Below are 24,152 nucleotides of genomic sequence, written 5' to 3'. Positions count from 1 at the left end.
GCATCATGGCTTCCCTCGCCGTCACTCTCGACATTCCTCATTCCGCCGGACGGATCTGGCAGCTCATCGGGGGCTTCGGCTCCCTTCCCGACTGGCTGCCGTACATCACAAACAGCCGGCTCAGCGGCGGCGGACGGCTGCGCACGCTGACGAACGCCGATGGCGGCGTCATCGTCGAACGTCTCGAAGCCTTTGACGAGGCCGCCCGCACGTATCGGTACTCCATCGCGCAGGCGCCGCTTCCCGTCACCGGCTATCTCTCCACGCTGCGGGTCATCGACCTGGGGCCGGAAGGAGCCCGGGTGGAATGGTCGGGCACGTTCACTCCGGCCGGCACGAGCGAGAGCGAGGCGACCGCTCTGTTCGAGGGCATCTACCGGGACGGTCTCGCAGCTCTGGCCGGGACGCTCGACGCCTGACCGAACGCCGGGCGCAGCCAAGGGAGTCGGACGGTCGGCCGGTGCGGAATGCGGGGCGGACCGGCCCCGGTGCGCTCCTGCTTCAGCAGGAACCGCTCTGCGGAACAGGACCCGCCGACTCCGCGTGTGGCATCGGGGGCAGCATACAGTGACCGTACGATCGCTGCATGCAGCCGACCGGGCACCTCGTGCGCCTGCTGACCGCCGGCGCTGTCGCCGCCATCTTCCTCGCAGGCTCGAATGCGGCTCCTGCCCCGTTGCCGGTGGCCCCCGCTGCCGGAGCGAGCCGGAGCGGATTCGACCGGCTCCACCTGCTCGCCGAGCTTTCGGCCCGGCGACTTGCCACTGCGGCTCTCGTCGTCGCCGCCAAGTGGGGGACGGGCAGCCCCGTCGAGGATCCGGACCGTGAGCGGGAGGTCCTCGACGCGGTGGCAAGGCAGGCGCGCGGGGCCGGGGGCGAACCGGAGGAGGCCGTACGGATCTTCCGGGAGCAGATCGAGGCGAACAAGCGGGTGCAGCGCGCGATGCGCAGTCGCTGGGACGCCGATCCCTCCGGGGCGCCGGCGTTTCGGCCGGACCTCGCGGAGGTGCGCGAAGAGATCAACCGGGTCAACGGCGAACTGGTGCGCGCGATCGCTGACTCGGTCTCCCCACGGACGGCCGCTTCCTGCGATGGCACCCTGACTGCCGCCGAGGGGAGCGTACGGCACCACCGCCACCTCGATCGCCTCCACGCGACGGCGCTGACATACGCACTGCGATCCGTCTGCAGGCCTGCCCTGTCGGCCGAGTGCACATCGAACCTTGGTGGCTTCCTCGGGTGTGAACGTTGCCGAGGTTCGGTCTGTCGGCGGCCTGTATGGGGTACCGCACCAGGTTCCGGCTCGGTGAGGACGACCGCCGCGTCCGGCCGGGCTTGCAGGCCGAGGCGCATTGACATCGCTCGGGTCCAGGCCGGGCGGGCCCAGCTGTTGCGGGACACGAGGTTGTCGACGTCTGATCAAGTCTGGTCTGCGTCGCGACGATTGCTGGAAGACAGCGGCACGCCTGGACGTTGACTCCAGGTATGAAGATCAGCGAAGCCTCCAGAGTCAGCGGCGTGAGCGCGCGATCGTTGCGGCACTACGAAGATGAGGGCTTGATCGTCCCCGGTCGTTTCAGCAATGGGTTCCGCGACTACTGCCAGTCCACTGTCGACCGCGTGCTCGTCATACGCTCGCTGCTGGAGTCCGGGCTGCCCGTGCGGTTGATCAGGGAAGCTCTGCCGGGCCTCACCGACGCATCTGATGGCGGCACGGATGTGGTGCAGGCGGAGTTCCTGCACGAGGTGCAGCGCCATCGCGACCGCCTCGCTGCGCGTATCGCGATTCTCAGCGATCAGCAAGCGGCACTCGACGCCTACCTGCGGGAGGCTCGTCGCGCCGGCCTCTGACCGCCACTTGACCTTGACGCAAGTGTGAGACTCCTACGTTTCGTGCATGGAGATCAACGAGCAGCAGAAAAGCGCCGGTCGGACGACACGGGTACTGGTCCAGCAGTCGCACCGAGGGCCGAAGGACCTGACCCTCACGACCGGCCCGCGCCGTCTCGCCCCGGGACCCGGTGAGTACCTGATCCGTGTGGGCGCCGCCGGGGTCAACTTCGCTGACGTCATGCAGACCCATGGCACGTACGAGGGAGGCCCGCAGGCGCCCTATGTGGCGGGCTTCGAAGCCGCCGGCGAGATCGTGGGCGTCGGCCCGGACGTCGAGAGCCCGCTTCCGCTCGGCACTCACGTCGTCGGAACCGGACCGGGCGCCTTCGCGCAGTACATGACGATGCCGGCCGCTGGTGTACTCACCGTGCCTTCCGGCTGGAGCGACGCCGAAGCCCTCGGCCTGGTGCTGAACTGGGCCACCGCCCTGGCGGCACTGAAGCCGTTGGGCGAGATCAAGACGGGTGAGGTGGTGCTCGTTCATGCCGCGGCCGGAGGTGTGGGGCAGGCCGCCGTCCGCCTCGCCCGCCACTACGGTGCACGCGTGATCGCCACGGCGTCACCGGCCAAGCACGACACCGTCGAAGCGCTCGGCGCCGACGAAGTCCTGGACAGCACACGCCCCGATCTGGCCGCGGAGATCAGCCGCCTGACGGGCGGGGTCGACCTGGTCCTGGAATCGGTGGGACAGGCCACCTTCGAGGCCAGCCTGTCGGTCACCAAACCCTTCACCGGACGCGTCGTCGTGTTCGGTGCGGCTTCCGGCGACGCCACTGTGACCACGCACGACCTGGTCTTCACCCACCAGGTCCAGCTCAAGGGCCTGCACATCGGTGCGCTGGCGGTCGCAGCGCCCTCCCTCTACCGGTCGTTGCTCGTCGAGATCGAGGCACTGATCGCACACGGCGTGTACCCGCCCGGGACCCCTCAGGTTCACCCCCTGATCGAGGGGGCGTCAGTGCTGCGGCAACTCGAAGCCGGCCAGACCCGCGGCAAGCACGCGCTCGATCCCTGGCGCTAGGAGTGCCTGTGACTCACCGCAGTGCACCGCTGTCCCCAGAGAGGCGACTGCGCCTCGTGAAACGTTGCCGGGACCGCCCGATCGCGACCGCCGGCATGGCGACTGCCCACAGGCGCAGCCAACGCCTGGTCTCCGGCCTGGCCTCATGAACCGCGTCGGTCGTTGGAAGGCTGTCGACCGGCAAAGGAGAGGGATCGGCCCCGGTGCGGTTCGCCCGATCCAATATATTCCTTGACAGGAATATTCGCCATGGGGAATGCTTGCGCCATGGACGCACTCCTCACTGCACTGGCCGACCCGGCCCGCTGGCGGCTCGTGGGCCTGCTGGCCGAGCGACCCCGCTCGGTCGGCGTCCTCGCCCAGCTCGCCGAGGCGCGCCAGCCGCAGACGACCAAACATCTGCAGACCCTTGAGCGCGCCGGCGTCGTCACCTCCCAGCGCACCGGCCAGCGCCGCATCTACGCACTGCGCCCCGGCCCGCTTCGGGACCTCGCGGCAGCGCTGGGCACGCTCGCCGACATCGCGGAACAGGCCGGCGGCCCGCGCGCGACCTACGACCGGTACGGGCTCAGCGTCCGCGCGGAGCGGCTGGCCGCGGACGACTCGGGGTGGGCCGACGGCCGCTCGTTCCGGTTCCGTCGTTCGCTGAAGGGGCACCCCGGGCTCGCCTGGCGCCACGTGACCGACGCCTCGCTTCTCGCGCGCTGGTGGACCCCCGACGACCTGCGCGTCTCCGAGATCATCTTCGAGGCGCGACCGGGTGGACGGGTCGTCCAGGAGTACCGCGACGCCGAGGACACCGACGGCTCCGACGTGATCGCCGGGCGTGCGGAGGGAGTCGTCGACGATGTGCGCCCCGGCGAACGCCTCGCCTATCGGCTCTCTCCGCTGCTGCCCGACGGCAGCCTTGCCTTCACCGCCCACGTGGAGATGGATCTGCGGCCCACCGATGGCGGCACGGACCTCGACGTCCACTGGCGGATCACCGACAGCACGGTCGGCTCCGCGGACTTCGTCGCGGGCATCGAGATCGGCTTCGGCCAGAGCCTCGACAAGCTCGCGGCGAACCTTGCTGCGGAACCGCACGACGGAGACATCAGCGACATCGACACAAGGAGCACGGGATGACCAGCTCGACCGGCCGCAAGGTGACCGCGAACCTGAGTCTCACCCTGGACGGGCGCTACAACGGCCCCGGCGGGCCCAGCGATTTTGGCATGTTCGCTCCGTACGTGACCACCGAGGTCGCGCGAGGCCACCTGACCCGCATCTGGGAAGGCGCGACGACGGCGATGCTCGGCCGGATCAACGCCGAGGGTTTCCTGGGGTACTGGCCCTCGGTGGCCGAGGACGAGAGCGCCGATCCGCGTGACCGCGGATACGCGAAGTGGCTGGTGGGTGCCGAGAAGGTGGTCTTCTCGACCACGTTGACCGAAGCGCCCTGGGAACGCACCCGTCTGGTGAATGCACCCGCCGCGGACGTCGTCGCCGAACTCAAGACCACCGGCGAGGGAGACATCCTCGTCAACAGCAGCGCGAGCGTCATCAAGGCCCTCCTCTCGGCCGACCTGATCGACCGGCTCTACCTCATGATCTTTCCCGAGATCGCTGGTGGCGGGCAGCGACTGTTCGACGACGGTCTGCCGGCTTCGGTATGGACGCTCACGCACCAGGAGACCGGAAAGCTGGGGGAGATGGCCATGGTCTACGACCGGGTTCGCTGAGCCGGCTGACGGGCGAGCGTATGGTCGAACGCCTGCGGCTGTTCTTCAGGATCCTGCTCCCCCGATGGCGAGACGGCACTCGCCGTCGGCCGAGCCATGGCCTGCGTATCCGTCGACGTCTCCAGCGTCCTCGCGACCGCCGGCATCCGCATGGCCCTGGTCGGCCTGCCTGCTTCGGTGGTGGCGCCGACGTCGTCCACGGCACTGTCGCCGCTACCGACACCGATCCGCCGATGCCGTGGGCGACGTCGGCGGAAATCCCCTACCGCCGTGGCCGGAAATGGCGGAGACTCGTCCCGTGGCTGACATGGGGTTGTTCCAGGAGGCTGTCACCGCGTGGGCGGCTGGTGGCTCCGGTGACTCCGCGCGCGAACTGGCCGCGCAGTTGTCCGTACGCACCGTCGTCCTGCTGGAAGGACCGAGCGATGCCGCAGCCGTCAATGCCCTGGCGGCGAGCCGCGGCCGGAACCTGCCGGCCGAAGGAGTCTGCGTCCTGCCGATGGGCGGCGCGATGAGCGTCGCGCGCTTCGCCGCCCTCCTCGGTCCACCCGGCCTCGGTCTTCGTCTCACGGGACTGTGCGACGAAGCGGAACGCCCCTATTACATCCGCGGCTTGGAGCGGGCTGGTGCGGCAGGGCAGCGGTTCTTCGTATGCGCGGCGGATCTGGAGGAAGAGCTCATCCGCGCACTGGGCGTGACACGGGTGGAGGCGCTCATCGAGGCCGAGGGCGACCTGCGGGCCCTGCAGACCTTCCAGCGCCAGCCCGCCCAGCAGGGCCGTACGGCACCGCAGCAGTTGCGGCGGTTCCTCGGCACGAAGAAGGGGCGCAAGATCCAATACGGTCGTGTCCTCGTCGAGGCCCTCGATCCCGGCCGCGTCCCCGCCCCGCTCGACGGCCTGCTCGCCGGCCTCTGACTGCCGGGCATCGTCGGCCCCGTGGCGACCGCCGCCCTTCGGATGCCTGCCGGCCATGGGCCGGTGCCGGACGCCCGGTCAGTTGTGATGGGGGAGCGGGCCGGGCTGTCGGAACGGGCCGTCGAGGGCGGCCCATTGGAGCAGCATGATGGTCTTCGCGTCCACGATCGCGCCGTTGCGCACCATGGCCAGTGCCTCGTCGAACGGGAGCTCGACGGTGGTGATGTCCTCGCCCTCGGCCGCCACTCCGGTCGACCCGGCCGGATTGTCCGCCGGGTTGTACGGGGCGGCGTAGAAGTGCAGGCGCTCGGTGACGGAACCCGGGCTCATGTAGACGGCAAAGACGTGCTCGGGCGTGCCGATCACGTGTCCGGTCTCCTCGGCGGCTTCGCGGCGGATCGCCGCGTGCGGGCTGTCACCGTCGAGAAGCCCGGCCGCGGTCTCCAGGAGCATGCCGTCGGCGTGTCCATTGACGTAGGCGGGCAGGCGGAACTGACGGGTGAGCAGCACGGTGCGGTGGTCCGCGTTGTGGAGCAGGATGGTCGCTCCGTCGCCGCGGTCGTACGTCTCCCGCTGCTCCCGGCTGACGTGCCCGTCGGTGTGCTCGTAGTCGAAGGTGGTCTTGCGCAGGACGTACCAGTCGCAGGAGAGCACCTCCACATTGCCGATCCGCACGCGGGGGTTGCCGGTCAAGTCGAGGCCGTGCCGGTCCAGTCCGGTGCGGCCACGGCGGTCGGGGGTGTCGACGCCGGCGGTCATCGGGCGTCCGGTACGTGGGCGGGGTCGCTGTAGACGGGTTTGCCCAGGGCGCAGGCCTGGGCGACCATGCGGTCCGCTCCCTCGGACGGGCCGCCGATCCGCAGAACAGCGTCACACCGGGAGAGCAACTGCTCGGCGACCGGGTGGAATATCTCGTCGAACAGCGGGTCGCCCGGCCGGGTGCTTCCCGCGGTGTTCAGGAGCGGCAGGGCGAGGGCCTCGCCGGTGACGGGCAGGTGCCCGGCGCGGAAGAGGCGGAGGGCCGACTCGTTCATCGCGCGGACGTTGGCCTCCAGCTTGTGCGGGTCGTCGCCGGTGCCCGATCGGTAGGGGCCGGCGACGAGAATCATCAGTGAACGGGGATCGGTGGCCATGACGGCACACTCCTCAATGGGGGGTGGGATGGCGGCGGGGTTCAGGCCAGGACGGTCTCGACACCTGCTTCACGCAGGGCGTCCAGGGTCTGCGGACCGCTGGGGTGTGTGCCGGCGCTGCCGGCGGCCCGGTCGGTGACGAAGCAGTGCACGGCGTCGAGGGGGGCCACCCGGCTGAAGGCCCGCACGCCGAGTTTGGTCGCGTCCGCCACCGCGATGGTGCGGTCGGCCCGGGCGAGCCCGGCCTGCTTGACGGCGGCGTCGTCCAGGGAGAACTCCGACCAGCCGTGCTCGGCGTGCACACCGCCGATGGACATGACGAAGCAGTCGAAAGCCAGGGACTCCAGCGTGCGCAGCGCCAGTGGACCGACGAAGGACCGCTCACCGGGCCGGGAGCGCCCACCCACGACCAGGAGATCGATCCCGGGCCGGTCGGCCAGGCACACCGCGGCCTGAAGACTCAGCACGGCGACTGTCAGCGGGGCCCGGGTCGCCAGGTGCTCGGCAACGTGCACCGTCGTGGTCCCCGCATCCAGCAGCACCCGTGATCCCGGCTCCACCAACGCGGCCACAGCGCCGCCCAGTCGGTCCTTGGTGGCGGCCTGCCACGGTTCTCGTGCCGAGAATCCGGCGTCCTCGGCCCGGGAGCGCGTAGCCACGGCTCCGCCGTGAACGCGCCGCACCAGCCCCTGACTCTCCAGGGCGTCCAGGTCCCTGCGCACGGTCATCTCCGACACGCCCAGGCGCTGGGAGAGCTCCGATACGGAGACCCGGGCGGAGCCCTGCACCAGTCGCAGGGTCAGGTCCAAACGGTTGGCGACACTCATGACAACTTTCTACCATTGATGCGTTCAAATGAACAAACAGATGAGCGAACTGCGGTGCTGCGAGCTGTCGTGCAACTCACGGGTTGCGCTAAGTGTCGCATCGTGCAACTCTGGAGTTGCAAGTCAATGGCAGCGATGAAGCGGAGTCATTTCATGAGCGAGGACCGGATCGAACGCGAAACCTTGATCGAGGCATCCCTGGAGCGGGTCTGGTCGCTGGTGGCCCAACCCGGTTTCTGGGTGGCCGACAAGGCGAGCCTGCCCGGCACCGTGGCGAGGGAAGGCGAATCAATGGTGGCGAAGCATGCCGAGCACGGGGACTTCCCGGTGCGTGTGGAGAAGGTCCAGCCGCCGACGTACCTGGCGTACCGCTGGACCAGCGCGTTCCCGGGAGAAGACCTGCGCGAGGACAACAGCACCCTCGTGGAGTTCACGTTGACCCAGGAAGGCGACCGGACGCGGCTGCGCGTCGTCGAGAGCGGGTTCGCGGCGCTGGCGGGATCCGAGGAACTGCGCAGTCAGAACCTCAAGGACCACAGCGGGGGCTGGCCCCTGGAGCTCGACGCGCTCAAGGTGCGCGCCGAACAGCCCTCCGCGTGACGGAGGAACAGCCAGGCGCAGCCGAGGCCGTCGGCACCGTCCTCGGCGCGCTCGCCGACCCGACGCGACGGCAGTTGCTGGATCTGCTCGCCTCGCGGGGCGAGGCCACCGCGACGACGCTCGCCGAGCAGCTTCCCGTCTCGCGACAGGCGGTGGTCAAGCACCTTGCCGTCCTGGACGCCGCCGAGTTGGTCTCCGGCACCCGGGTCGGACGCGAGGTGCGGTACGCGGTACGGCCCGCGGCACTCGACGCGACGGCGCGGTGGATGGCCTCCCTCGCGGCCGACTGGGACCGGCGGCTGGCGCACATCAAACGCGTTGCCGAGGGGCCGGAGGGGGACGCGCGTACAACGCGCCCCGGCTGAAGCGGAATGCATGCCCGGTCCGACGCTGCCGAAAGGCAACGGACGAGCCGAACACGGACAGGACGGCGGCACTTCGCGGCGCCCACGACGCCTTTCGACGTGGCGGCCCTCCCTGTCGTGGGCGTCCCGTGCCGCAGGCGACGATGGCTGACAAGGGTCGGCAGCGGCCATCGCGGCAGGTCCTGGAGCGCCAGTCGTTGAAGCGGCCGAACGGCGGGTGGCGTTGACGGCAGGTGGCGTTGACCGGTACGCGCGGACCGGGCCGGGGTGCTCGGTGGAGAACGACCCGCCCCGCGGGTGGGTGGGGAAGGCGCACAAGCCGTCCGTCGGCACCCGTGGCGTCTGCCTGGCCGACCCGAGCCCGGCAGTCTCGGTGACCTGCGCTGCTGGGCAATCACGCGCATGGACGCCCGCATGCACGCATGGCAGTGGGTGTTCATGTGTGTGTTCTCATTTCATATATATGTCATTGACGTGAACATGTCTTGAGTCTATCGTCCGTAGAAAGCGCTTGTGCGGGGCGCGTGGAGTCCCTCTTCGTGCGACCCGTTCATGGACTCGAACAGACACGTCGTCACGACTGAGGCCGTGTCAGAAGAGGAGCGTCCTGCTTCCCTCCTGATACGGCCGCGGTCGCGCCGTATCGAAATCGTCATCAACGCAGCACAGTTGCCCGATCCGCCGCCCCACCCAGAGGCGGACCGAGCCGCGTGACCTCGCTGCGTCCCGTCGAACGAACTCGTCGAACGAACCAACCCCACCTGGAGTCGAACGATGCAGATCAAACCCGTCTTCGCGTGTGTCAGCCTGCTGGCCGGCTCGCTTGCCGCCGTGTCAGGCACGACCGCTCAGGCCGCGCCCACCCTGCACCGGGCAGGAGGATCGCCGGCCGTTTGCGCCAGTTCCGTCGCGGGCGGTGAGTCCTGCCTGTCCGGCGGCAGCGCCTTCGGCAGCGAGGCGGCGGTCGCCTCCGTGCCGCTGGACGCCACTGCCCTCTACGTGGCACCCGACGGCACCGACGACGCAGCCGGTACGGAGGCGGACCCCACGACGCTGGCCTCCGCGATCAGCCGCGTCACCTCCGGCGGGACGGTCTACCTGCGCGGCGGGACGTACCACTACGCACAGACGGTCACCATTCCGCCGGGCAACGACGGCACGGCGAGTGCCCGCACGACCCTGGCCGCCTACCCGGGCGAGGCCCCGGTGCTGAACTTCTCGGAGATGAGCGAGGACCCGGCCAACCGGGGACTCGCCGTGAACGGGACCTTCTGGCACATCAACGGGATCACCGTCGAGCACGCCGGCGACAACGGGATCTTCGTAGGGGGCAGCAACAACGTCATCGAACGCGTCGTGACGCGCTTCAACCATGACTCGGGGCTGCAGATCTCACGGATCGCCTCGACCACTCCGGACGACGAGTGGCCCGCCGACAACCTGATCCTGAGTTCGGAGTCGCACGACAACGCCGACTCCGACGGCGAGGACGCCGACGGCTTCGCCTCCAAGCTCACCTCCGGCCCCGGAAACGTCTTCCGCTACACCGTGTCCCACAACAACATCGACGACGGCTGGGACCTCTACACCAAGAACGAAACGGGCCCCATCGGCCCGGTGACCATCGAGGACTCCCTCTCCTACAGCAATGGCACGCTCTCGGACGGGACCGTGAACGCCGACGGAGACCGCAACGGCTTCAAGCTCGGCGGCGACGACATCGAGGTCGACCACATCGTGCGCCGTAACATCGCCTACGGCAACGGCCATCACGGATTCACGTACAACAGCAACCCCGGCTCGATGACGGTGTCCGACAACGTCGGCATAGACAACGAGGAACGCAACTTCTCCTTCGACAAGGGCACTTCCGTGTACCGGAACAACACCTCCTGCCGCAGCGGCAGCGGGTCGAACGACAAGACGGTCGGTGACGCCGACAGTTCGAACCAGTTCTGGACGGGTTCGAACGGTTCCCGGTGCTCCTCGTACGACGGCGCCCTGGGCTGGTCGTTCGCCGCGGACGGCCGCCTCGTCGTGACGTTCGGCGGCACCGTGGTGACGCCGTAGCCGACCGACGGTCGGTGACGCCCGCTCAGGGACGGGTGCCCCGGGGCCGGAGAACGCACGTGCGGGACGGACGACCCGCACGTGCGCCGGCCACCGGCGGCGCGCGTTCAGCGCAGGATGCCGAGCTGCCGGGCAGCCGTCAGCCAGGACGGGAACTCCGACAGGAGCCGGTCGTACAGCTCCGCGTCAGGGACCTTCTCGATGTCGTCCGCGGCGAAGAAGCCGACGTTGTCGACCCGGCGGCCGGGCAGGGTGTCGAAGCGTTCCAGCACGCCGTACTGCGACCGGCCGAGTCCGATGAACTGCCAGAACACCGGCTCCTCCACCGCGGCACGCAGCTCCCGCTCGATCTCGTCATTGCGGTACACACCTCCGTCCGAGAAGAACAGGACCAGGGTCGGGTCGGGCACCGGATGGTCGCGCACGAACGCGCGCACTTCGGCGATGACCTTCTGCTCCTCGTTCTGGATCCCGACCGCTCGCATGTCGACCTGCCCGGGGCGGAGCCCCTTCGGCGGCTTCTTGCGGCCGAAGAGGCTGACCTGTCCCACACGCACGTGCAGGGCCAGCCATTCGGGCAGTTCACCGACCACCAGGTCGGGCAACCGGGCTGGGTTGCTGGCGAACGTCCAGGCCTGCATCTCCCCGTCGTCGTCGAGCTGTGCCGCGACGGCCGCCATCCGCTCGGTTACGCCCGCCACGGTGCCGCGTGTGTAGAGGCCGCTCATCGATCCGGACGCGTCGAGGACGAGGATGACCCGCGCGGTCAGCTTGGCCAGACCGTGCTTGGTCAGGCTGACCGCGATCTGTTGTTTGCGCAGCGACAGGCGCTTGCGCATGTCGACCGGCAGGTTCTCCTCGCCCTTCGTGAGCCGGATCGAGGGCTCGTCCCGGCCGGCCGCGGAGCCGACGGCAGAGGTGGGCCGGACTGTGGACGGGGCGGGAGCGGGGTGCGGCGACACCCGGTCCGGGACGGGCGGGGGAGCAGCCGAAGGCTGCTCCGCGTCGACGCTGATGCCGAAGTCCGTTGCCAGCCCGGCCAGCCCGTCCGCATACCCCTGGCCGACAGCCCGGAACTTCCATGAGCCGTCGCGTCGGTAGAGCTCACCGCTCACATACGCGGTCTCCGGGCCGGCTTCCATGTCGAAGCGGGCCAACTCGGCACCGGACGCGGCATCGAACAGCCGAAGATGAAGCCCGGGCACTTGCCCGAAGGTCCCACTGTCGACCGAAGCGCACAGGGCGACCCGTTCGATGTCCCGTCCCAGCGTGTTGAGATCGACGTCCAACGAGTCGGATCCGGACTGCTTGCCCAGGTGACGCACGGCGCCGGATGCATGCTGCGGCTGGTTGTAGAAGACGAAGTCGCCGTCGGAACGGACTCGTCCGCTGCTGGTCAGCAGCAGCGCGGAAGCGTCCACATCCGGCGCGCCGGTCCCGGGGGACCAGCCCAGGACAGCTCTGATGGTGGATGCCGTCACCGCCATGTTGGCGCCCTTGCTCAGATTCGTCACAAGCACAGTCTGCCTGCCGCCGGTGCGCATGGCCCCTGAAGCCCGGGACCTCATGGGCCGACGGCGCTCGGCCCGTCAGATCCCGATGCCGTTGTGCGCTGCCGGTGAGGCGTGAAGTGGCTGCGAGCCGCTCGGCGACGGCAGTCCGGCGACATGGCTCAGCGTGGTGCGACCCCGCCACCGTAAACGTTTCCAGGCGTGACGACTTGGGTGATTGCACGGGCGAGCAGCGTGGACGGCTCCTGGACCCCGCGGCCCTGGCCCTGGCCCGGTCGGGAGTACCGACCGGGCCGGCACCGTGCGTCTCATCCGGGCCGCAGGCTCGTGATCAGGTCGCGTGGCAGCCCGTGGGTGTCGTGAAGGTAGTGGAGGTCCTCCTCGGTGAGCCGGCCTCGGAACCGGGGGCGGGCGAGCACCTGCCGACCGCGCTCCATGAGGCGATCGAACCGTTGCTCCTCGTCATGCACCACATGGCGTACGCCGGCCGGTGACATGTTCTGCCGGAAGTGGTCCAGGGTGTGCTGGATCAGGTCGTCCGGCAGGTCGCCGAGGCTGTACGAGGGGTCCTCCCGCCACAGCACGGTGAGGACCCGTCGTAGCAGGCGGCGCAGTACGTAGCCCCGTCCGGTGTTGGCCGGGCGCACACCGTCGCCCAGCACCACGACGGCTGAGCGCAGATGGTCGCAGACCAGACGCAGGGACGGTTCGTCCAGATGCCACAGGAGCGGAACCAGTCGGCGCCAGGGATCGAAGACGTCGCACTCGAACACGGACGACTTGCCCTGGAGCAGGGAGGCCAGCCGCTCCAGGCCGAGTCCGGTGTCGACGTTGCGCTGGGGAAGAGGCACGAGGGAGCCGTCGTCGAGCCGGCGGTGCCTCATCATGACGTGGTTCCACACCTCCACCCAGCGGTCGTCCTGTGTGGGTGTCGACTCGGGCGGGCAGTCACCGCTCCACAGGAAGATCTCCGAGTCGGGACCACACGGTCCGACAGGACCGTTGGACCACCAGTTGTCCTCGACGGTGAGCTCGACGGGGACGCCGCGGTCCTGCCACAGCTCAAGGGAGTCATGGTCCGGCTCGCACTGACCGTCACCGGCGTAGACGGTGGCGTGCAGCAGGCCGGGATCGACACCCAGACCGTCGGTGAGCAGGCCGTACCCCCAGTCGAGACTGAGCGGGCCTCCGTAGTCGCCCAGTGACCAGGTGCCGAGCATCTCGAAGACCGTCAGGTGAGTGGCGTCGCCGACCTCCTCCAGATCCGTGGTGCGCAGGCAGCGCTGAACGTTGACCAGCCGCCTGCCCAGCGGATGGGGGATGCCTTCCAGGTACGGGGTGAGCGGGTGCATCCCGGAGGTGGTGAACAGGACGGGGTCGCCCGGTGGCGGCAGCAGCGTCGATCCGACGATCCGGCGATGGCCGCGCTCGTGGAAGTACTCGACGAACGTGCTGACCAGTTGTTCCGTATTCATGGGATGGCTCCTTCGCGTTACAGCGGGGGAGGCACCGGAGAACGGGACCGTTCAGTCGTCCGGCCGGGGCGAGAGGCTCCACGGCACTACCGACGGACCGTTTCCGGTCGCCGGGGGAGGGAAGGTCAGACGGCGGCAACCGGCGAGCTGGTCGCTCGCGCGGTCGCGGTGGTGTTTGGGCCGGTGACGTTCATGCCAACGACTGTATCGTCGCCGGCGAACCGCGGCACATGAATTTGGCCCCGATGACACGCAGCGCCGTTCTGCACCGGCTCGGTCCGCCGTTCGGTACCGGCTCGTCGGCCAAGGACCCGGCAGGAGTACTCGCACGGGCCCGGACTCCGGGATCAGGGGTGTCCGGAAGCCGCTGGTTGCGGAGACGGCCGGGATGGGGAAAAGCGCGTGGCCGCAGAGTCTGCCGTCCCGGTATGGTCCGGTCTCCCACCCCGCGTGACAGCGGCTACGTTCAGAGAGCGACGCAGATGACCAGCAGGCAAGCAACGACGACCCTTTGGCGCCCCACCGGACCCAAGGAGCTGGATCTGGTCCGGGAACTGAACTGGCGTGCCTGGCCGCCCCGGCTGCCCGAGCAGCCGATCTTCTACCCGGTCCTCAACGAGGACTATGCGGTCAGGATCGCGCGGGACTGGAACGTGAAGCACGACGGCGCCGGATTTGTCACTCGTTTCGAAGTCGAGTCGGAGTTCTTGAGCCGGTATCCCATCCAGCAGGCCGGCGGCCGCACGATCCTCGAACTCTGGGTTCCGGCCGAGGAACTGGACGACTTCAACGCTCACATCGTCGGCGAGATCCAGGTGGTCCATGAGTTCCGCGGGGGCGGGGAGGCTCGCTGACGAGCCGGGCCGTTCTCTCGGCGGAGAACGTGAAGGTGCCCGGCCGCTGGTTCACATCAGCCTGGCAGGTGGGTCAGTGTCCCGGGGCGGATCAGTGATCATCCGTCATGGGAGGTGCCGGCGGGCGGGCCCGCCGAACAGCACCGGCCCGCAGCCGACCGAGGCGTCGAGGACCCGTCCCCGGAGTCCCCGGAGCCGAGGGGCCACGCCGTGATGTCGCGATAGCGGATCGGCCCACGGCTCCGACCGGCGTTGCTGCCGACCAGGTGCAGACGCTCGGCAGCCCATCGACGGCCGGTGAATCCGGCGAGCCCCGCCGCGATTTCCCCTGCCGAGGACCGATCGCCGCGGCGGGCACGGGCCAGTGTCAGATGCGGTCGCAGGGGCCGCTCCTCGAACGCGATCCCGCAGCCCCTGACCGCGGTACGCACGTCGGTGGCGAGCCGGTGCAACTCGTCCAGGTCCCCGTCGATTCCGGTCCAGAGCACTCGGTCGTCGAAGTCCCCGCTGCCCCGCAGCGCCAGGCGAGGTGGCTGATGTGCCGCTGCGAGGCCGGCGAGGGGCGGGCGCAGGAGGGGAACCGCTGCGGCCGGCAGCTCGCCGAGGAACGCAAGGGTGATGTGCCAGTCCTCGATGCGGTTCCACCGCATGTCCGGGTGTGTGCCGTAGGCGGGGCGGAGTTCCCGGGCCAGCTCTTCCTTTGCCGGGTCGGGCGGGGCGAGGGCGATGAACACGCGAATGGTCGCGGGCTGTGCCGGGTCGTTCACATCGGACTCCGTACCGGATCCAGGCTGCTTGGCGCAATGGCGGGGGAAGGCGGGCAAGGAGGCGTCGCACCGGGCCGTGGGGCACGAACTGCCGGACGGCTGCCGGTCATCCAGCGGGTCCGGTTCGACGCGCTTGCCGCCCGAAGTCAGGAGGAAGGCGCATCCGTGCGGTAATGAAGGCCGTTGACGAGCAGGGTGATCATGCGCTGGGTGTAACCCTGGTCGTCCGGTGAGACGAGATCGCTGACCCCGCGCAGCAGATCGTACGGGGGGATGTCGGCGCGGATCCCGCCGGATGCGGTGGCACTGTCCAGCAGCTCCGTCACGACGGGGAGGAAGCGCTGCTGGAAGTAGGCGGGCAGGCTTTCGTAAGCGGGGTCGCCGGAGTGCAGGGCTGCCTTGAGACCACGTTTGGCCGCGACGAACCGAGCGAAGCGCTGCAGCCACCGGGTGAGGGCCTCGACCGGCTCGTACTGCTCCGCCAGGGCCGGGGCCGCCTCGGCGCAGGCGTCGACTTCGTGGCGGAAGACGGCGGTGATGAGGTCGGAGCGTTGCGGGAAGTGGCGGTAGAGGGTCCCCGCTCCCACTCCGGCCTTTGCCGTGATCCGCCGCACAGGGGCGTCCACGCCGTCCGACGCGAAGACCTCGGCGGCCGCGGTCAGCAGGGCGTCGAGGTTGCGTTGGACATCGGGCCGCACGCGGCGGGCAACCGGCTCCTCGGCGGGGCGATCAGGCATGGAGTGTCTTCCCTTTTGCGCTCCGGAACGATGTTCCGTATTGTGATTGCTGAACGGTGTTCCGGTTTCATTCTAGCCGGACCCGTGACCAGCAGCCCACGGTTGGAGGAGAGCCATGCGGTACCGCACGCCGGGCCGGGCCGGCATCAAGGCCGGCCCCTGCCGCCTCGGCGCCACCCTCGCCCCGGTGACCGGCATCGGCACCCTCGGCATGGCCTGCCCGGCCGCACTCACCGTGACCGCACGACGTCGACGCCCCGCCGTCAGCCACGGCATGGCCTGACCCCGCACCACCCGGAGCCTGCGGACGCAGCTCCGGAGGACCGGCCCCGATCCATGGAAACGGCGCAGCGCGGCGCCGTTCACCCGTCTTGAGTTCCGAATTGAGTCCCGAAGTGAGTACCCCCATGTCCGAAACAGTTCTGTCCGCCGGGAAAGTCGACACCGGCCCCGACCCGAAGCGCTGGAGAGCGCTGATCTTCATAGCCCTGGCGCAGCTGATGGTCGTGCTCGACGCGACCATCGTGAACATCGCGCTGCCTTCCGCCCAGCAGGACCTGGGGATCTCGGACGGCAACCGGCAGTGGGTCATCACCGCCTACGCCCTGGCCTTCGGCGGTCTCCTGCTCTTCGGCGGCCGTATCGCCGACCTCTGGGGCCGCAAGCGGGCCTTCCTCGTCGGCCTGACCGGCTTCGCCACCGCCTCCGTGCTCGGCGGCGCCGCCCAGGGCGAGGCCATGATGCTCGGAGCCCGTGCGCTGCAGGGAGCTTTCGGCGCGCTGCTCGCACCTGCCGCGCTCTCGCTGCTCGCGGTGACGTTCACCGAGGCCAGGGAGCGTGCCAAGGCGTTCGGCATCTACGGTGCGATCGCCGGTGGCGGCGGTGCTGTGGGCTTCATCCTCGGCGGCACCCTGACCGAGTACCTGAACTGGCGCTGGACCTTCTTCGTCAACGTTCCCTTCGCGATCGTCGCGGCCCTGGGCGCGTACTTCGTGATCCGTGAGCCGGCCGGTGGCCGCAACCGCTCGCCGCTCGACCTCCCCGGCGTCGTGCTCTCCAGCCTCGGTCTGGTCGCCCTGGTCTACGGCTTCACCCGCGCCGAGTCGGCCGGCTGGTCGGACTCGCTGACGATCGGCACGTTCGTCGCCTCCGCGGTGCTGCTCGGCGCGTTCCTGGCCACGGAGGCCAGGGTCAAGGCGCCGCTGCTGCCGCTGCGCGTACCGGCCAACCGGAACCGTGGCGGTGTCTACCTTTCGCTCGGTCTCGCGGTCATCGCGATGTTCGGCACCTTCCTCTTCCTCACCTACTACCTGCAGATCGTCCAGGGCTACTCGCCGATCAGGACGGGACTGGCCTTCCTGCCGATGGTCGCCGGAATGATCACGGGCTCCACCCAGATCGGCGCCCGGCTGATGACCAGGATTCCCCCGCGACTGCTCATGGGTCCGGGCTTCCTGACTGCCGCGGCCGGCATGCTGTTCCTGACCCAGATGGACATCGGCAGCTCGTATGCCGGCCTGGTGCTGCCCGGGCTGCTGCTGCTCGGCCTCGGCATGGGTACGGCGTTCATGCCCGCGATGTCGCTCGCCACCCATGGCGTCGAGCCGCGTGACGCCGGTGTCGCCTCCGCGATGGTCAACACCTCGCAGCAGGTGGGCGGTGCCATCGGTACAGCGCTCCTGAACACCATCGCCGCCTCGGCCACGACGGCCTACCTCGCCGCGCACGCCGCGGATGCGGCCACTCCGGCCGCACGGAAACTGGTCCAGGCACGGGCCATGGTGGACGGCTACTCCAGCGCCACCTGGTGGGCCGTCGGCATCCTGGTCCTCGCCGCCGGCATCGCGCTGACCATGATCAACGCCGGTCACCAGGGCGGACCCGCAGCCACGTCACGCACCACGGACGGAAGCCAGGACGAGGTGAAGATCCCGGTCGCCACACACTGAACCGCCGGACGATTCCGCGGAGTCAACCGCCGGAAGGCCGCGGTCAGCTTGCTGACCGCGGCCTTCCGGCTATGTCTGCGGCGGCGGCTTGAGAGCCGCATAGGTGCCCGCGCAGCCCGCCAGCAGAATGACGCAGCCCGTAAAGATCAGCCCGGCCTCGCGCAGCCCGAGCCACGTGGCCATGGCCCCGACCCCGACCACGGGCACCGAGATCCCGGTGTACGCCACGACGAAGAAGGCCGAAATGGTGCCGCCCCGGTGCGTGGCCGGAGCGACGTCGCTGACCAGAGTGAGTGCCGCGCGAAAGGACAGACCCTGGCCCGTGCCCCCGCACAGAGCGCCGAGGACGAGCAGCGGCAGGGATTCCGCGATCAGCGACGACGCCACCAGCAGCAGGCCGGCGACGAGTGCACCGCACCCTACGGGCAGCGCAAGGCGCGCACCGATCCGCTGCGTCAGCGACTGCCCGGCAGTCGAGGCCAGAAAGACGGAGAACACGACGGCTCCGGTGACGGCCAGGTTGTCCACGCCCAGCGTCTGCGTAGCGAAGCTCGGCGCGACCGCGGTGAACAGTCCGAGCAGCGCGAAGCCGGCGAACGCAGCCAGGGAAGCGCGTACGAACACACCCTTCACCTCGTCCGGCACCGCTACGCCCTGCGGTGCCGGACGCGGCCAGCGCTGAGGCCGGGGCACGGTCTCCGGCAGACACCAGGTGATCCCGCACGCCACGGTCACCAGGCCCAGGTGAACCCAGAAGGGCAGCATCAGCGGCCACGGCGAGTACTCGGCGAGGAAGCCGGAGAGCAGCGGCCCGCAGCCCAGCCCTCCCATGTTCGCGGCCGTGGCGGCGAACCCGGCCCGCGCCCTCTGCCCGGGACGGGCGAGCTCCAGGACCGCCGCCGTCGCCGCGCCGCTCAGCAGGCCGGCCGCGCCGCCGGACAGGAGGCGGCCGGCGAAGAGCAGCGGCAGCCCGCTCTCCAGCAGGAAGCATCCCGCGCTCGCTGCCGAAAGCGCCATGGCGCACAGGATTACGGGTTTGCGGCCGACCTTGTCGGAGTAGTTGCCCACCAGCATCAGTACGGTGATCACCGACAGGGCATAGGCGGCGAACACGACGGTCACCATCAGCTCGGAGAAGCCGATCTGCCGCTGATAGAGCCCGTACAGGGGAGTGGGCAATGTAGTTCCGGCCATCCCGATGGCGAACACCACAGCCGCCGCCAGATAGCCGGGCCGCCGCCCGCCGCCTGTTCTCACCGCACCCTCACGAACGATCACCCACGTCACCCTACGATCGGCCCCCGCACGGATGGTGCTTGGCGCGAGGTGCTGCCGGGGCGAGTCGTGGCTGGTAGCGGGGAGTGGCTGCGGGGAGCGGCTGCGGGCACAGGCCCCCGCGTACGTGTCCCGGCGGTCATTCATATCTGTTTGAGCGGGACGGCAGGACGGACGACCTCGCCGGGCCGGCCGTTCAGCGGCCGGCTCGCAAGGCGTGGAGCAGCATCGGCAGTGAGGAGTGCAACTCACGCTGCCAGTACGCCCAGCCGTGGGTTCCGGGTCCGTAGAAGTGGGTGGTCACCTGCTGTGCGCCACTGCGTTCGAGCTCGTCCGCAAGGGCCTGGTTCTGCCTGTTGAAGTCCGCTTCGAGCGCGCTCGTGGCGCCGGGCGGGTCCAGGGGGCCGGTGGTGCCGTCACCGCAGGACAGGTACACGGGGATCGACTTGAGGCGCTTGGCCAGGTGGAACGGGTCGTGGGCTGCCCAGACATCGCGTTGCGCCACAGGGTCGCCCCAGACCCTCAGCGGGTCGTTGCCCTGACCGGCGAAGAACCCCAGGATGCGGTTCACCGACTCGTCGTTGAGCAGCGGGTGCACGGAGCCCGAGTACGCTGCTGCCGCCTTGAACATCCCTGGGTGCCTGGCGGCGTACAGCAGAGCGCCCTGGCCTCCCATCGAAAGCCCCGCCACGACGCGATTACTGCTCGCTCCCCAGCCGTGTTCGAGGAGGAGACGCAACTCCTTGGTGTGGAAGGTCTCCCATGCCGGGGCACCGCCCTGGCCGTAGTTCCACCAGTCGCTGTACCAGCCGTTCCAGCCGGCCTCGGGCATGACCACGAGGACATCGCGCAGACTCTCGGTCCGCGCGACGTCGGTCTGACCGGTCCATGACGTGTAGTCCCCGCAGCAGCCGTGCAGCAGCCACAGAGTGGGCCAGTGCCGGCTCCGGTCACCCGGGTCCCAGCCATCGGGCGTGAGCAGGCGCACGTTCACCGTCCGGCCGCCGAGGGCCGGTGAACGGACCGACAGGTCGACCTGCCGGTCGGCGACCTGGGTGAGTGCGACGACCTCGGCCCCCTGGGACGAGGCGATCCCGCTCGCTTCCGCGGCCGGTGACACCGCCGAGGCGGCGGCAGGAGCCGCCGGGGTCGACACCAGTGTGAGCAGTAGTGCGGCAACGACGAGCAGGAGGCGGGCTCGTCGGATCGGGACGGCGCTCATGGCGACTTCTGGCAGTGAGTGAACGCGGGCTCGGGCCTTCACGGGCTCGACCTGGTCAGTGCGGGTCGGGCAGGATCAGCAGCGCGTCCCCGACGGGGCGTTCACCGGCTGCGTCGGACGGGTCGTTGATCACTTCTCCGTCGATCACCATGGTGGTCGACCCGCCTCCGTCGAGATTGACCGCGTCGCGCAGGCCGAGTGCCCGGGCGACGGCGGCGCTCTCGGGGATGCTCAGCCCGAGCGCGTCCGTGCTGCGCCCGTCGGCCGTCACCAGTACGGTCCTGCCGGCGGCGTCCACCCCGGCCAGCGTGCGGGGATTGCGCTTGTGTACCCAGCCGTAGTAGAAGCTGGCGTTGCCGGGCTGCACCATCCCGTCGGTCGCAGGCGTGACGTGCAGCCTTCCGTCGCGGACCAGTTCGGGGCCCCCGTTGAGGATGCTGGTCGCCGGTGACGGGGAGACCTGGTGGCCGTGGCCGTCCTGCAACGTCATCTCGACGCGCAGGGGTCGGCCGACCCCTGCCAGAGCGGTCAGCTCGGCGACGTGGCTGCCGGTCGCCTGCACGGAACTGCCGCCGGCCGGCAGCGGTCCGCCGCGCGGTGAGCGGATCTCCAGCACTCGGCCGCGGGCGTCCAGTACGGCCTCGAGGCCGTCGCCATGCGGCGTCTGACTGCCGTATTGAGGAGTGAAGGCAACGAGCTCGTCGCCGTCGGTGCAGGTCACGTCGTGCAGGGGGAGGGAGGTCGGAGTGTCGTCGTCGGTGCCACCGCAGTTCCTGATCAAGCCCGGAACACGGTCGATCCCGTCCAGCGGCTGCGACGCGTCCCGGCCGACGACTCGCCCCTTCCAGGTGAGCCGGGCGACACCGCTGTGCCGGCCGTCGTCGCGTATCACCAGGCCGGGGCGCCCGTTGACCGGCTCGCTCAGCAGCCGGCCGTCGTAGACGCCGACGCCGGCCGGATCACCCGGCGCTCCGGCTTTCGGGTCGAGGACGAAGAACCCGGCGTTGATCCCTGCGGTCGCGCCGGCCGCGGCCGCCAGTTCGCTGGTCTTCTCGCGGTTCTCCAGATCGGGACCGTACGACGCCTTGAGCCCGCCGCGGAACCGGCCCGGGTCGATGGTGAGCACGTCGATCCGCCACGGGCCGCGGTCTGCGGGGTTGCCGTCCCATCCGGTGTACACGGCGGATCCGGCGTACCCGGCCTTTTTCAGCCGCGTGAGTTCGGCCGACGCGGCCGACTGCGAGTCGAACCGTCCGACCCGGACCCGCCACCCAAGTGATCCGCCGGCGTAGTCGGCGACAGCCGGAGTCGTGACGTGCTCCGCCCGGGCGTCGAAGCCCTTTCCCTGCACGGCGGCAGTGAGCTCGTCGGCGCTCGCCCGGTCTTTCAGCGCAGTCGGCGGCGCATCGGGGTCCGGCGAGGTGGCACCGCCTGGGATGGAGACCTCGACCGTCCACGCAAGCGCCGGGGCGTCGGCGCCGCGCACGATGCGTGTGAGCGTGACACCGGGCTGCAGCGTCCGCGTACTTCGGGTCTCGGTCAATCCGGTGGCACCCAGCGGCAGGGCTCGCGTCGGCCCGGGGCGCGGCGCGGATGAGGCCGGTGCCGGCAAGGCCCCCACCAGGGCCAACAAGGCCAGGACCGTGGACGCGCCGAGGACCTTGCTGTTCATGTACCCCCCTGGGAAAGATCCGCCCAGCAAAGGTGCGTGCACAGGCACCCATCAGTCAAGACGTGTTCACGTCAATTGGGGCTGTCGAACACAAGCAGGCCGGGCGGCACAGTGCGGTGAACAACCGCCTCAACCACGCCGGCTGCCTGTGGGCCGGCGCCCCTCGCTCACGCACCTGGCGTCCATGTGCACCACCAAGACGACGCGGGACCGGTGACTCGTACGCCCGACCTCATCCGACGCCGGCGTCGGATGCCTGCTTCCCGAGCCGTTCGAGACCTTCTTCGGGCTGGCAGCAGACATCGTTGATTGCGACGTCGAGTTGATCGCCTGTGTCATCGTCCGCGTCAATGAGCGCCGCGAGGACGATGCGCAAACTGCACACGTCCGACTGCTTGAGCAGAGCTTCCGCCGGCTCTTGAGTGACGGCAGCGTTGATGCGGCAACCGGCCGACATCCCGTCTTCAGGCCGATGAGCGATTACGGTTCAATGAGCCGGGTGAATGAGACTGCTGTGCTGCGACTTCACCACGCTGTTCGTCGTACGCGGGAGGTTACCCGTGAACGTGCCGCCACGGGGTGCGGCCCGGAGGAAGCCAATGACGTTGCCGGCACCTTCGCCACGGACGGTGCGCTCGGCTTCGACCCGTTGCCCCTTCTTCGGGCTCTGCACGACGCTGGCTCGCGCGCGGTGGTCATAGGTCAGGTCGCCGGCATCATGCACGGCTCGACAGAGCTGACGGGTGACCTCGACCTCCTGTGGGACGGCTCGCCGGAGCAGGCGCGCGCCCTGAACGATGCCCTGGCCGCCACGGGTTGCACGGCCCTGCCCGAACTGGACCGGCCGCAGGTGGCCTACCAGGTGACCGGTGTCAGCGGCGACCTGTGCACACCTGCACTTCCCTGGGGTGACATGGATGTCATGCCCTGCCTTACCCGGGCCGTGAGCACCCATGATCCGGCCGGTTTCGACATTTGGTACGCCGATCTGGACGATCTGATCCTCATGAGGCGCTCCCTCGGCCGCCCCAAAGATCTTCGTCGCGCGAACGAACTTGAGGCCCTGCGTTCCTGAGGAGCTTCGCCCCCGGGCTTCGTTCAGTTTCCACATCCCTGGCGCGGCGGGGCCGCCCGGCTGGAGGCGCTTGCGGACCGGTGCCGGCAGCTCCTGGTCACATACGGCGGGATGGAAACGGTGCAGGGACTACTGAGAACCTGTGTGCTATGAACAGGGATGGCATTGAAGATCGAGCGAACTGACGCGCGTACGTGGCCTGACGAGCAGCTGACGGAGCTTTTCAGTGAGGGCTTTCCGGAGTTCATCACCGCTGACCGGCTGGTGAAGGAGTACATAGGCAGGGTCGGTGAGTGGTTCGCCGGTCTGGACCTGACGCTGGTGGATGAGCACGAGGCGCCGGTCGCATCGGGCTGGGGTGTACCAATCCACTGGGACGGCCTGACCGAGACGCTCCCCACCGGGTACACCCAGGCTCTTGTCCGTGCGGTCGAAGGTCGTGAGCAGGGGACCGAAGCCAACACTCTGGTCATCTGCGGAGCTGTCGTCACCCCGTCGCTCAAGGGGCGCGGGCTCGCAGGAGAGACACTCAGAGCTTTGCGTCAGACAGCCGAGAAAGCCGGCTTGGGCAACGTCATCGCGCCGGTCCGCCCGACGACGAAGGCCCAGTATCCGTTGACGCCCATCGAGACCTTCATGAGGTGGTGCCGTGAGGACGGGATGGCCCTCGACCCGTGGATACGGACCCATCAGCGGCTCGGTGCCGAGATCATTTCGGCAGCTCCCGCTTCGCAAACGATGACCGGCACGGTCGCCGAGTGGGAACACTGGACGGGCATGGCCTTCCCCGAGTCGGGCGACTACGTGATTCCAGGAGGACTGAGTCTCCTTCGGGTCGACCGATCCGCCGATCATGGCGTGTATCGAGAGCCCAACATCTGGATGCGGCACAGCTGAACAAGACCAGCACGTGTAGCGGGGCAAAGCCGGGAGAGAGCTGCCGCGGCACTGGTCAACACCCTGGCCAGGGCAGTGTTACCCGGACGAAGAGAGCAGGCGCCGGACCGTTCCTGGCTCGTAGGTCGGGAAAGGCGCGGTCGGCGAGGTGTATGACCCCGGTGTATGA

General features: G+C 69.3%; 25 protein-coding genes. 15 read left to right on the top strand and 10 right to left on the bottom strand.

The annotated features are described in order from the left end of the window. The first annotated feature begins 5 nt into the window (after positions 1 to 5). The 7 genes from SH922_RS00930 (at position 6) to SH922_RS00900 (ending at position 5,554) form a co-directional block, all read left to right on the top strand. On the top strand, positions 6 to 419 hold the full coding sequence (locus SH922_RS00930; protein WP_393053386.1) for an SRPBCC family protein: 414 nt from the start codon (positions 6 to 8) through the stop codon (positions 417 to 419). A gap of 167 nt (positions 420 to 586) precedes the next feature. Next, positions 587 to 1,477, top strand: coding sequence for a gamma subclass chorismate mutase AroQ (aroQ, locus tag SH922_RS00925; RefSeq protein ID WP_393053383.1), 891 nt, complete (start codon positions 587 to 589; stop codon positions 1,475 to 1,477). Positions 1,478 to 1,485: 8 nt separating this feature from the next. Next, positions 1,486 to 1,851 carry a MerR family transcriptional regulator gene (locus SH922_RS00920; protein WP_393053381.1) on the top strand — a complete coding sequence of 122 codons (366 nt, stop codon included), beginning with the start codon at positions 1,486 to 1,488 and terminating at the stop codon, positions 1,849 to 1,851. A 46-nt stretch (positions 1,852 to 1,897) separates the two neighbouring features. After that, positions 1,898 to 2,914 (top strand): zinc-binding dehydrogenase, encoded by a 1,017-nt coding sequence (locus SH922_RS00915; protein WP_393053379.1) that lies wholly within the window; start codon positions 1,898 to 1,900, stop codon positions 2,912 to 2,914. Positions 2,915 to 3,181: 267 nt separating this feature from the next. After that, entirely contained in the window at positions 3,182 to 4,042 is an 861-nt protein-coding gene (locus SH922_RS00910) for a metalloregulator ArsR/SmtB family transcription factor (protein ID WP_393053376.1), read from the top strand. Next, positions 4,039 to 4,638, top strand: a complete 600-nt coding sequence (locus tag SH922_RS00905) for a dihydrofolate reductase family protein (protein ID WP_393053373.1) — start codon at positions 4,039 to 4,041, stop codon at positions 4,636 to 4,638. Before SH922_RS00910 ends, SH922_RS00905 begins: the two co-directional genes overlap by 4 nt. A gap of 298 nt (positions 4,639 to 4,936) precedes the next feature. Then, positions 4,937 to 5,554: a TOPRIM nucleotidyl transferase/hydrolase domain-containing protein gene (locus SH922_RS00900; RefSeq protein ID WP_393053372.1), complete on the top strand. Its 618-nt coding sequence runs from the start codon at positions 4,937 to 4,939 to the stop codon at positions 5,552 to 5,554. A gap of 78 nt (positions 5,555 to 5,632) precedes the next feature. On the opposite strand, the gene SH922_RS00895 is transcribed toward SH922_RS00900, so the two are convergent. Genes SH922_RS00895 through SH922_RS00885 form a run of 3 tightly spaced genes read right to left on the bottom strand, consistent with a single transcriptional unit; the run spans position 5,633 to position 7,514 of the window. Beyond that, complete coding sequence (locus SH922_RS00895) at positions 5,633 to 6,313, bottom strand: NUDIX domain-containing protein (protein WP_393053369.1); 681 nt, start codon at positions 6,311 to 6,313, stop codon at positions 5,633 to 5,635. Further along, complete coding sequence (locus tag SH922_RS00890; RefSeq protein WP_393053366.1) at positions 6,310 to 6,687, bottom strand: DUF4406 domain-containing protein; 378 nt, start codon at positions 6,685 to 6,687, stop codon at positions 6,310 to 6,312. Before SH922_RS00890 ends, SH922_RS00895 begins: the two co-directional genes overlap by 4 nt. A 41-nt stretch (positions 6,688 to 6,728) precedes the next feature. Next, entirely contained in the window at positions 6,729 to 7,514 is a 786-nt protein-coding gene (locus SH922_RS00885; protein ID WP_393053363.1) for a DeoR/GlpR family DNA-binding transcription regulator, read from the bottom strand. 153 nt (positions 7,515 to 7,667) lie between these two features. On the opposite strand from SH922_RS00885, the gene SH922_RS00880 reads away from it, so the two are divergent. From SH922_RS00880 to SH922_RS00870, 3 genes are all read left to right on the top strand, one after another. After that, complete coding sequence (locus SH922_RS00880; RefSeq protein ID WP_393053360.1) at positions 7,668 to 8,114, top strand: SRPBCC domain-containing protein; 447 nt, start codon at positions 7,668 to 7,670, stop codon at positions 8,112 to 8,114. Beyond that, positions 8,111 to 8,479 carry an ArsR/SmtB family transcription factor gene (locus SH922_RS00875; protein WP_393053358.1) on the top strand — a complete coding sequence of 123 codons (369 nt, stop codon included), beginning with the start codon at positions 8,111 to 8,113 and terminating at the stop codon, positions 8,477 to 8,479. The genes SH922_RS00880 and SH922_RS00875 overlap by 4 nt, the downstream gene beginning before the upstream one ends. 774 nt (positions 8,480 to 9,253) lie before the next feature. Further along, the gene (locus SH922_RS00870; RefSeq protein ID WP_393053355.1) at positions 9,254 to 10,549 is read left to right on the top strand and encodes a right-handed parallel beta-helix repeat-containing protein; all 1,296 of its coding nucleotides are present in this window, start codon (positions 9,254 to 9,256) and stop codon (positions 10,547 to 10,549) included. A gap of 107 nt (positions 10,550 to 10,656) precedes the next feature. On the opposite strand, the gene SH922_RS00865 is transcribed toward SH922_RS00870, so the two are convergent. Next, positions 10,657 to 12,093, bottom strand: a complete 1,437-nt coding sequence (locus SH922_RS00865) for a VWA domain-containing protein (RefSeq protein WP_393053352.1) — start codon at positions 12,091 to 12,093, stop codon at positions 10,657 to 10,659. Between the two features lie 275 nt (positions 12,094 to 12,368). Next, positions 12,369 to 13,535, bottom strand: a complete 1,167-nt coding sequence (locus SH922_RS00860; protein WP_393053349.1) for an alanine--tRNA ligase-related protein — start codon at positions 13,533 to 13,535, stop codon at positions 12,369 to 12,371. 482 nt (positions 13,536 to 14,017) lie between these two features. Between SH922_RS00860 and SH922_RS00855 the strand changes: the two genes are divergently transcribed. Continuing rightward, entirely contained in the window at positions 14,018 to 14,389 is a 372-nt protein-coding gene (locus SH922_RS00855) for a hypothetical protein (RefSeq protein ID WP_393053346.1), read from the top strand. A 98-nt stretch (positions 14,390 to 14,487) separates the two neighbouring features. Here SH922_RS00855 and thpR read toward each other — a convergent pair whose 3' ends face one another. Beyond that, positions 14,488 to 15,156, bottom strand: coding sequence for an RNA 2',3'-cyclic phosphodiesterase (thpR, locus tag SH922_RS00850; protein WP_393053343.1), 669 nt, complete (start codon positions 15,154 to 15,156; stop codon positions 14,488 to 14,490). Positions 15,157 to 15,302: 146 nt separating this feature from the next. Beyond that, positions 15,303 to 15,893 (bottom strand): TetR/AcrR family transcriptional regulator, encoded by a 591-nt coding sequence (locus SH922_RS00845; protein ID WP_393053340.1) that lies wholly within the window; start codon positions 15,891 to 15,893, stop codon positions 15,303 to 15,305. A 115-nt stretch (positions 15,894 to 16,008) separates the two neighbouring features. Here SH922_RS00845 and SH922_RS00840 point away from each other — a divergent pair, with 115 nt between their 5' ends. Further along, complete coding sequence (locus tag SH922_RS00840) at positions 16,009 to 16,176, top strand: hypothetical protein (RefSeq protein WP_393053337.1); 168 nt, start codon at positions 16,009 to 16,011, stop codon at positions 16,174 to 16,176. Positions 16,177 to 16,300: 124 nt separating this feature from the next. After that, positions 16,301 to 17,842 carry an MFS transporter gene (locus SH922_RS00835; protein WP_393053335.1) on the top strand — a complete coding sequence of 514 codons (1,542 nt, stop codon included), beginning with the start codon at positions 16,301 to 16,303 and terminating at the stop codon, positions 17,840 to 17,842. Between the two features lie 69 nt (positions 17,843 to 17,911). Here the strand turns inward: SH922_RS00835 and SH922_RS00830 are convergent, their stop codons facing one another. The 3 genes from SH922_RS00830 to SH922_RS00820 form a co-directional block, all read right to left on the bottom strand. After that, positions 17,912 to 19,117, bottom strand: a complete 1,206-nt coding sequence (locus SH922_RS00830) for an MFS transporter (RefSeq protein WP_393063428.1) — start codon at positions 19,115 to 19,117, stop codon at positions 17,912 to 17,914. A gap of 196 nt (positions 19,118 to 19,313) precedes the next feature. Next, positions 19,314 to 20,339, bottom strand: coding sequence for an alpha/beta hydrolase (locus tag SH922_RS00825; RefSeq protein ID WP_393053332.1), 1,026 nt, complete (start codon positions 20,337 to 20,339; stop codon positions 19,314 to 19,316). A gap of 55 nt (positions 20,340 to 20,394) precedes the next feature. Beyond that, the gene (locus tag SH922_RS00820; protein WP_393053329.1) at positions 20,395 to 22,011 is read right to left on the bottom strand and encodes a phosphodiester glycosidase family protein; all 1,617 of its coding nucleotides are present in this window, start codon (positions 22,009 to 22,011) and stop codon (positions 20,395 to 20,397) included. A 322-nt stretch (positions 22,012 to 22,333) separates the two neighbouring features. On the opposite strand from SH922_RS00820, the gene SH922_RS00815 reads away from it, so the two are divergent. Beyond that, complete coding sequence (locus SH922_RS00815; RefSeq protein ID WP_393053326.1) at positions 22,334 to 23,086, top strand: hypothetical protein; 753 nt, start codon at positions 22,334 to 22,336, stop codon at positions 23,084 to 23,086. A gap of 159 nt (positions 23,087 to 23,245) precedes the next feature. Then, positions 23,246 to 23,983: a hypothetical protein gene (locus tag SH922_RS00810; RefSeq protein ID WP_393053323.1), complete on the top strand. Its 738-nt coding sequence runs from the start codon at positions 23,246 to 23,248 to the stop codon at positions 23,981 to 23,983. Positions 23,984 to 24,152 lie beyond the last annotated feature (169 nt).

Origin of the sequence: Streptomyces sp. LN549, assembly GCF_043203805.1 — a bacterium.
GTDB lineage: Bacteria > Actinomycetota > Actinomycetes > Streptomycetales > Streptomycetaceae > Streptomyces.
This window is presented reverse-complemented; position numbering and strand designations above follow the sequence as displayed.

What these genes read in the sequence shown, in the direction of transcription:
- SH922_RS00930 (WP_393053386.1), top strand. Translation starts at nt 6, where the DNA reads ATGGCTTCCCTCGCCGTCACTCTCGACATTCCTCATTCCGCCGGACGG.
- aroQ (WP_393053383.1), top strand. Translation starts at nt 587, where the DNA reads ATGCAGCCGACCGGGCACCTCGTGCGCCTGCTGACCGCCGGCGCTGTC.
- SH922_RS00920 (WP_393053381.1), top strand. Translation starts at nt 1,486, where the DNA reads ATGAAGATCAGCGAAGCCTCCAGAGTCAGCGGCGTGAGCGCGCGATCG.
- SH922_RS00915 (WP_393053379.1), top strand. Translation starts at nt 1,898, where the DNA reads ATGGAGATCAACGAGCAGCAGAAAAGCGCCGGTCGGACGACACGGGTA.
- SH922_RS00910 (WP_393053376.1), top strand. Translation starts at nt 3,182, where the DNA reads ATGGACGCACTCCTCACTGCACTGGCCGACCCGGCCCGCTGGCGGCTC.
- SH922_RS00905 (WP_393053373.1), top strand. Translation starts at nt 4,039, where the DNA reads ATGACCAGCTCGACCGGCCGCAAGGTGACCGCGAACCTGAGTCTCACC.
- SH922_RS00895 (WP_393053369.1), bottom strand. Translation starts at nt 6,313, where the DNA reads ATGACCGCCGGCGTCGACACCCCCGACCGCCGTGGCCGCACCGGACTG.
- SH922_RS00890 (WP_393053366.1), bottom strand. Translation starts at nt 6,687, where the DNA reads ATGGCCACCGATCCCCGTTCACTGATGATTCTCGTCGCCGGCCCCTAC.
- SH922_RS00885 (WP_393053363.1), bottom strand. Translation starts at nt 7,514, where the DNA reads ATGAGTGTCGCCAACCGTTTGGACCTGACCCTGCGACTGGTGCAGGGC.
- SH922_RS00880 (WP_393053360.1), top strand. Translation starts at nt 7,668, where the DNA reads ATGAGCGAGGACCGGATCGAACGCGAAACCTTGATCGAGGCATCCCTG.
- SH922_RS00870 (WP_393053355.1), top strand. Translation starts at nt 9,254, where the DNA reads ATGCAGATCAAACCCGTCTTCGCGTGTGTCAGCCTGCTGGCCGGCTCG.
- SH922_RS00865 (WP_393053352.1), bottom strand. Translation starts at nt 12,093, where the DNA reads ATGCGCACCGGCGGCAGGCAGACTGTGCTTGTGACGAATCTGAGCAAG.
- SH922_RS00860 (WP_393053349.1), bottom strand. Translation starts at nt 13,535, where the DNA reads ATGAATACGGAACAACTGGTCAGCACGTTCGTCGAGTACTTCCACGAG.
- SH922_RS00855 (WP_393053346.1), top strand. Translation starts at nt 14,018, where the DNA reads ATGACCAGCAGGCAAGCAACGACGACCCTTTGGCGCCCCACCGGACCC.
- SH922_RS00845 (WP_393053340.1), bottom strand. Translation starts at nt 15,893, where the DNA reads ATGCCTGATCGCCCCGCCGAGGAGCCGGTTGCCCGCCGCGTGCGGCCC.
- SH922_RS00840 (WP_393053337.1), top strand. Translation starts at nt 16,009, where the DNA reads ATGCGGTACCGCACGCCGGGCCGGGCCGGCATCAAGGCCGGCCCCTGC.
- SH922_RS00835 (WP_393053335.1), top strand. Translation starts at nt 16,301, where the DNA reads ATGTCCGAAACAGTTCTGTCCGCCGGGAAAGTCGACACCGGCCCCGAC.
- SH922_RS00825 (WP_393053332.1), bottom strand. Translation starts at nt 20,339, where the DNA reads ATGAGCGCCGTCCCGATCCGACGAGCCCGCCTCCTGCTCGTCGTTGCC.
- SH922_RS00820 (WP_393053329.1), bottom strand. Translation starts at nt 22,011, where the DNA reads ATGAACAGCAAGGTCCTCGGCGCGTCCACGGTCCTGGCCTTGTTGGCC.
- SH922_RS00810 (WP_393053323.1), top strand. Translation starts at nt 23,246, where the DNA reads ATGGCATTGAAGATCGAGCGAACTGACGCGCGTACGTGGCCTGACGAG.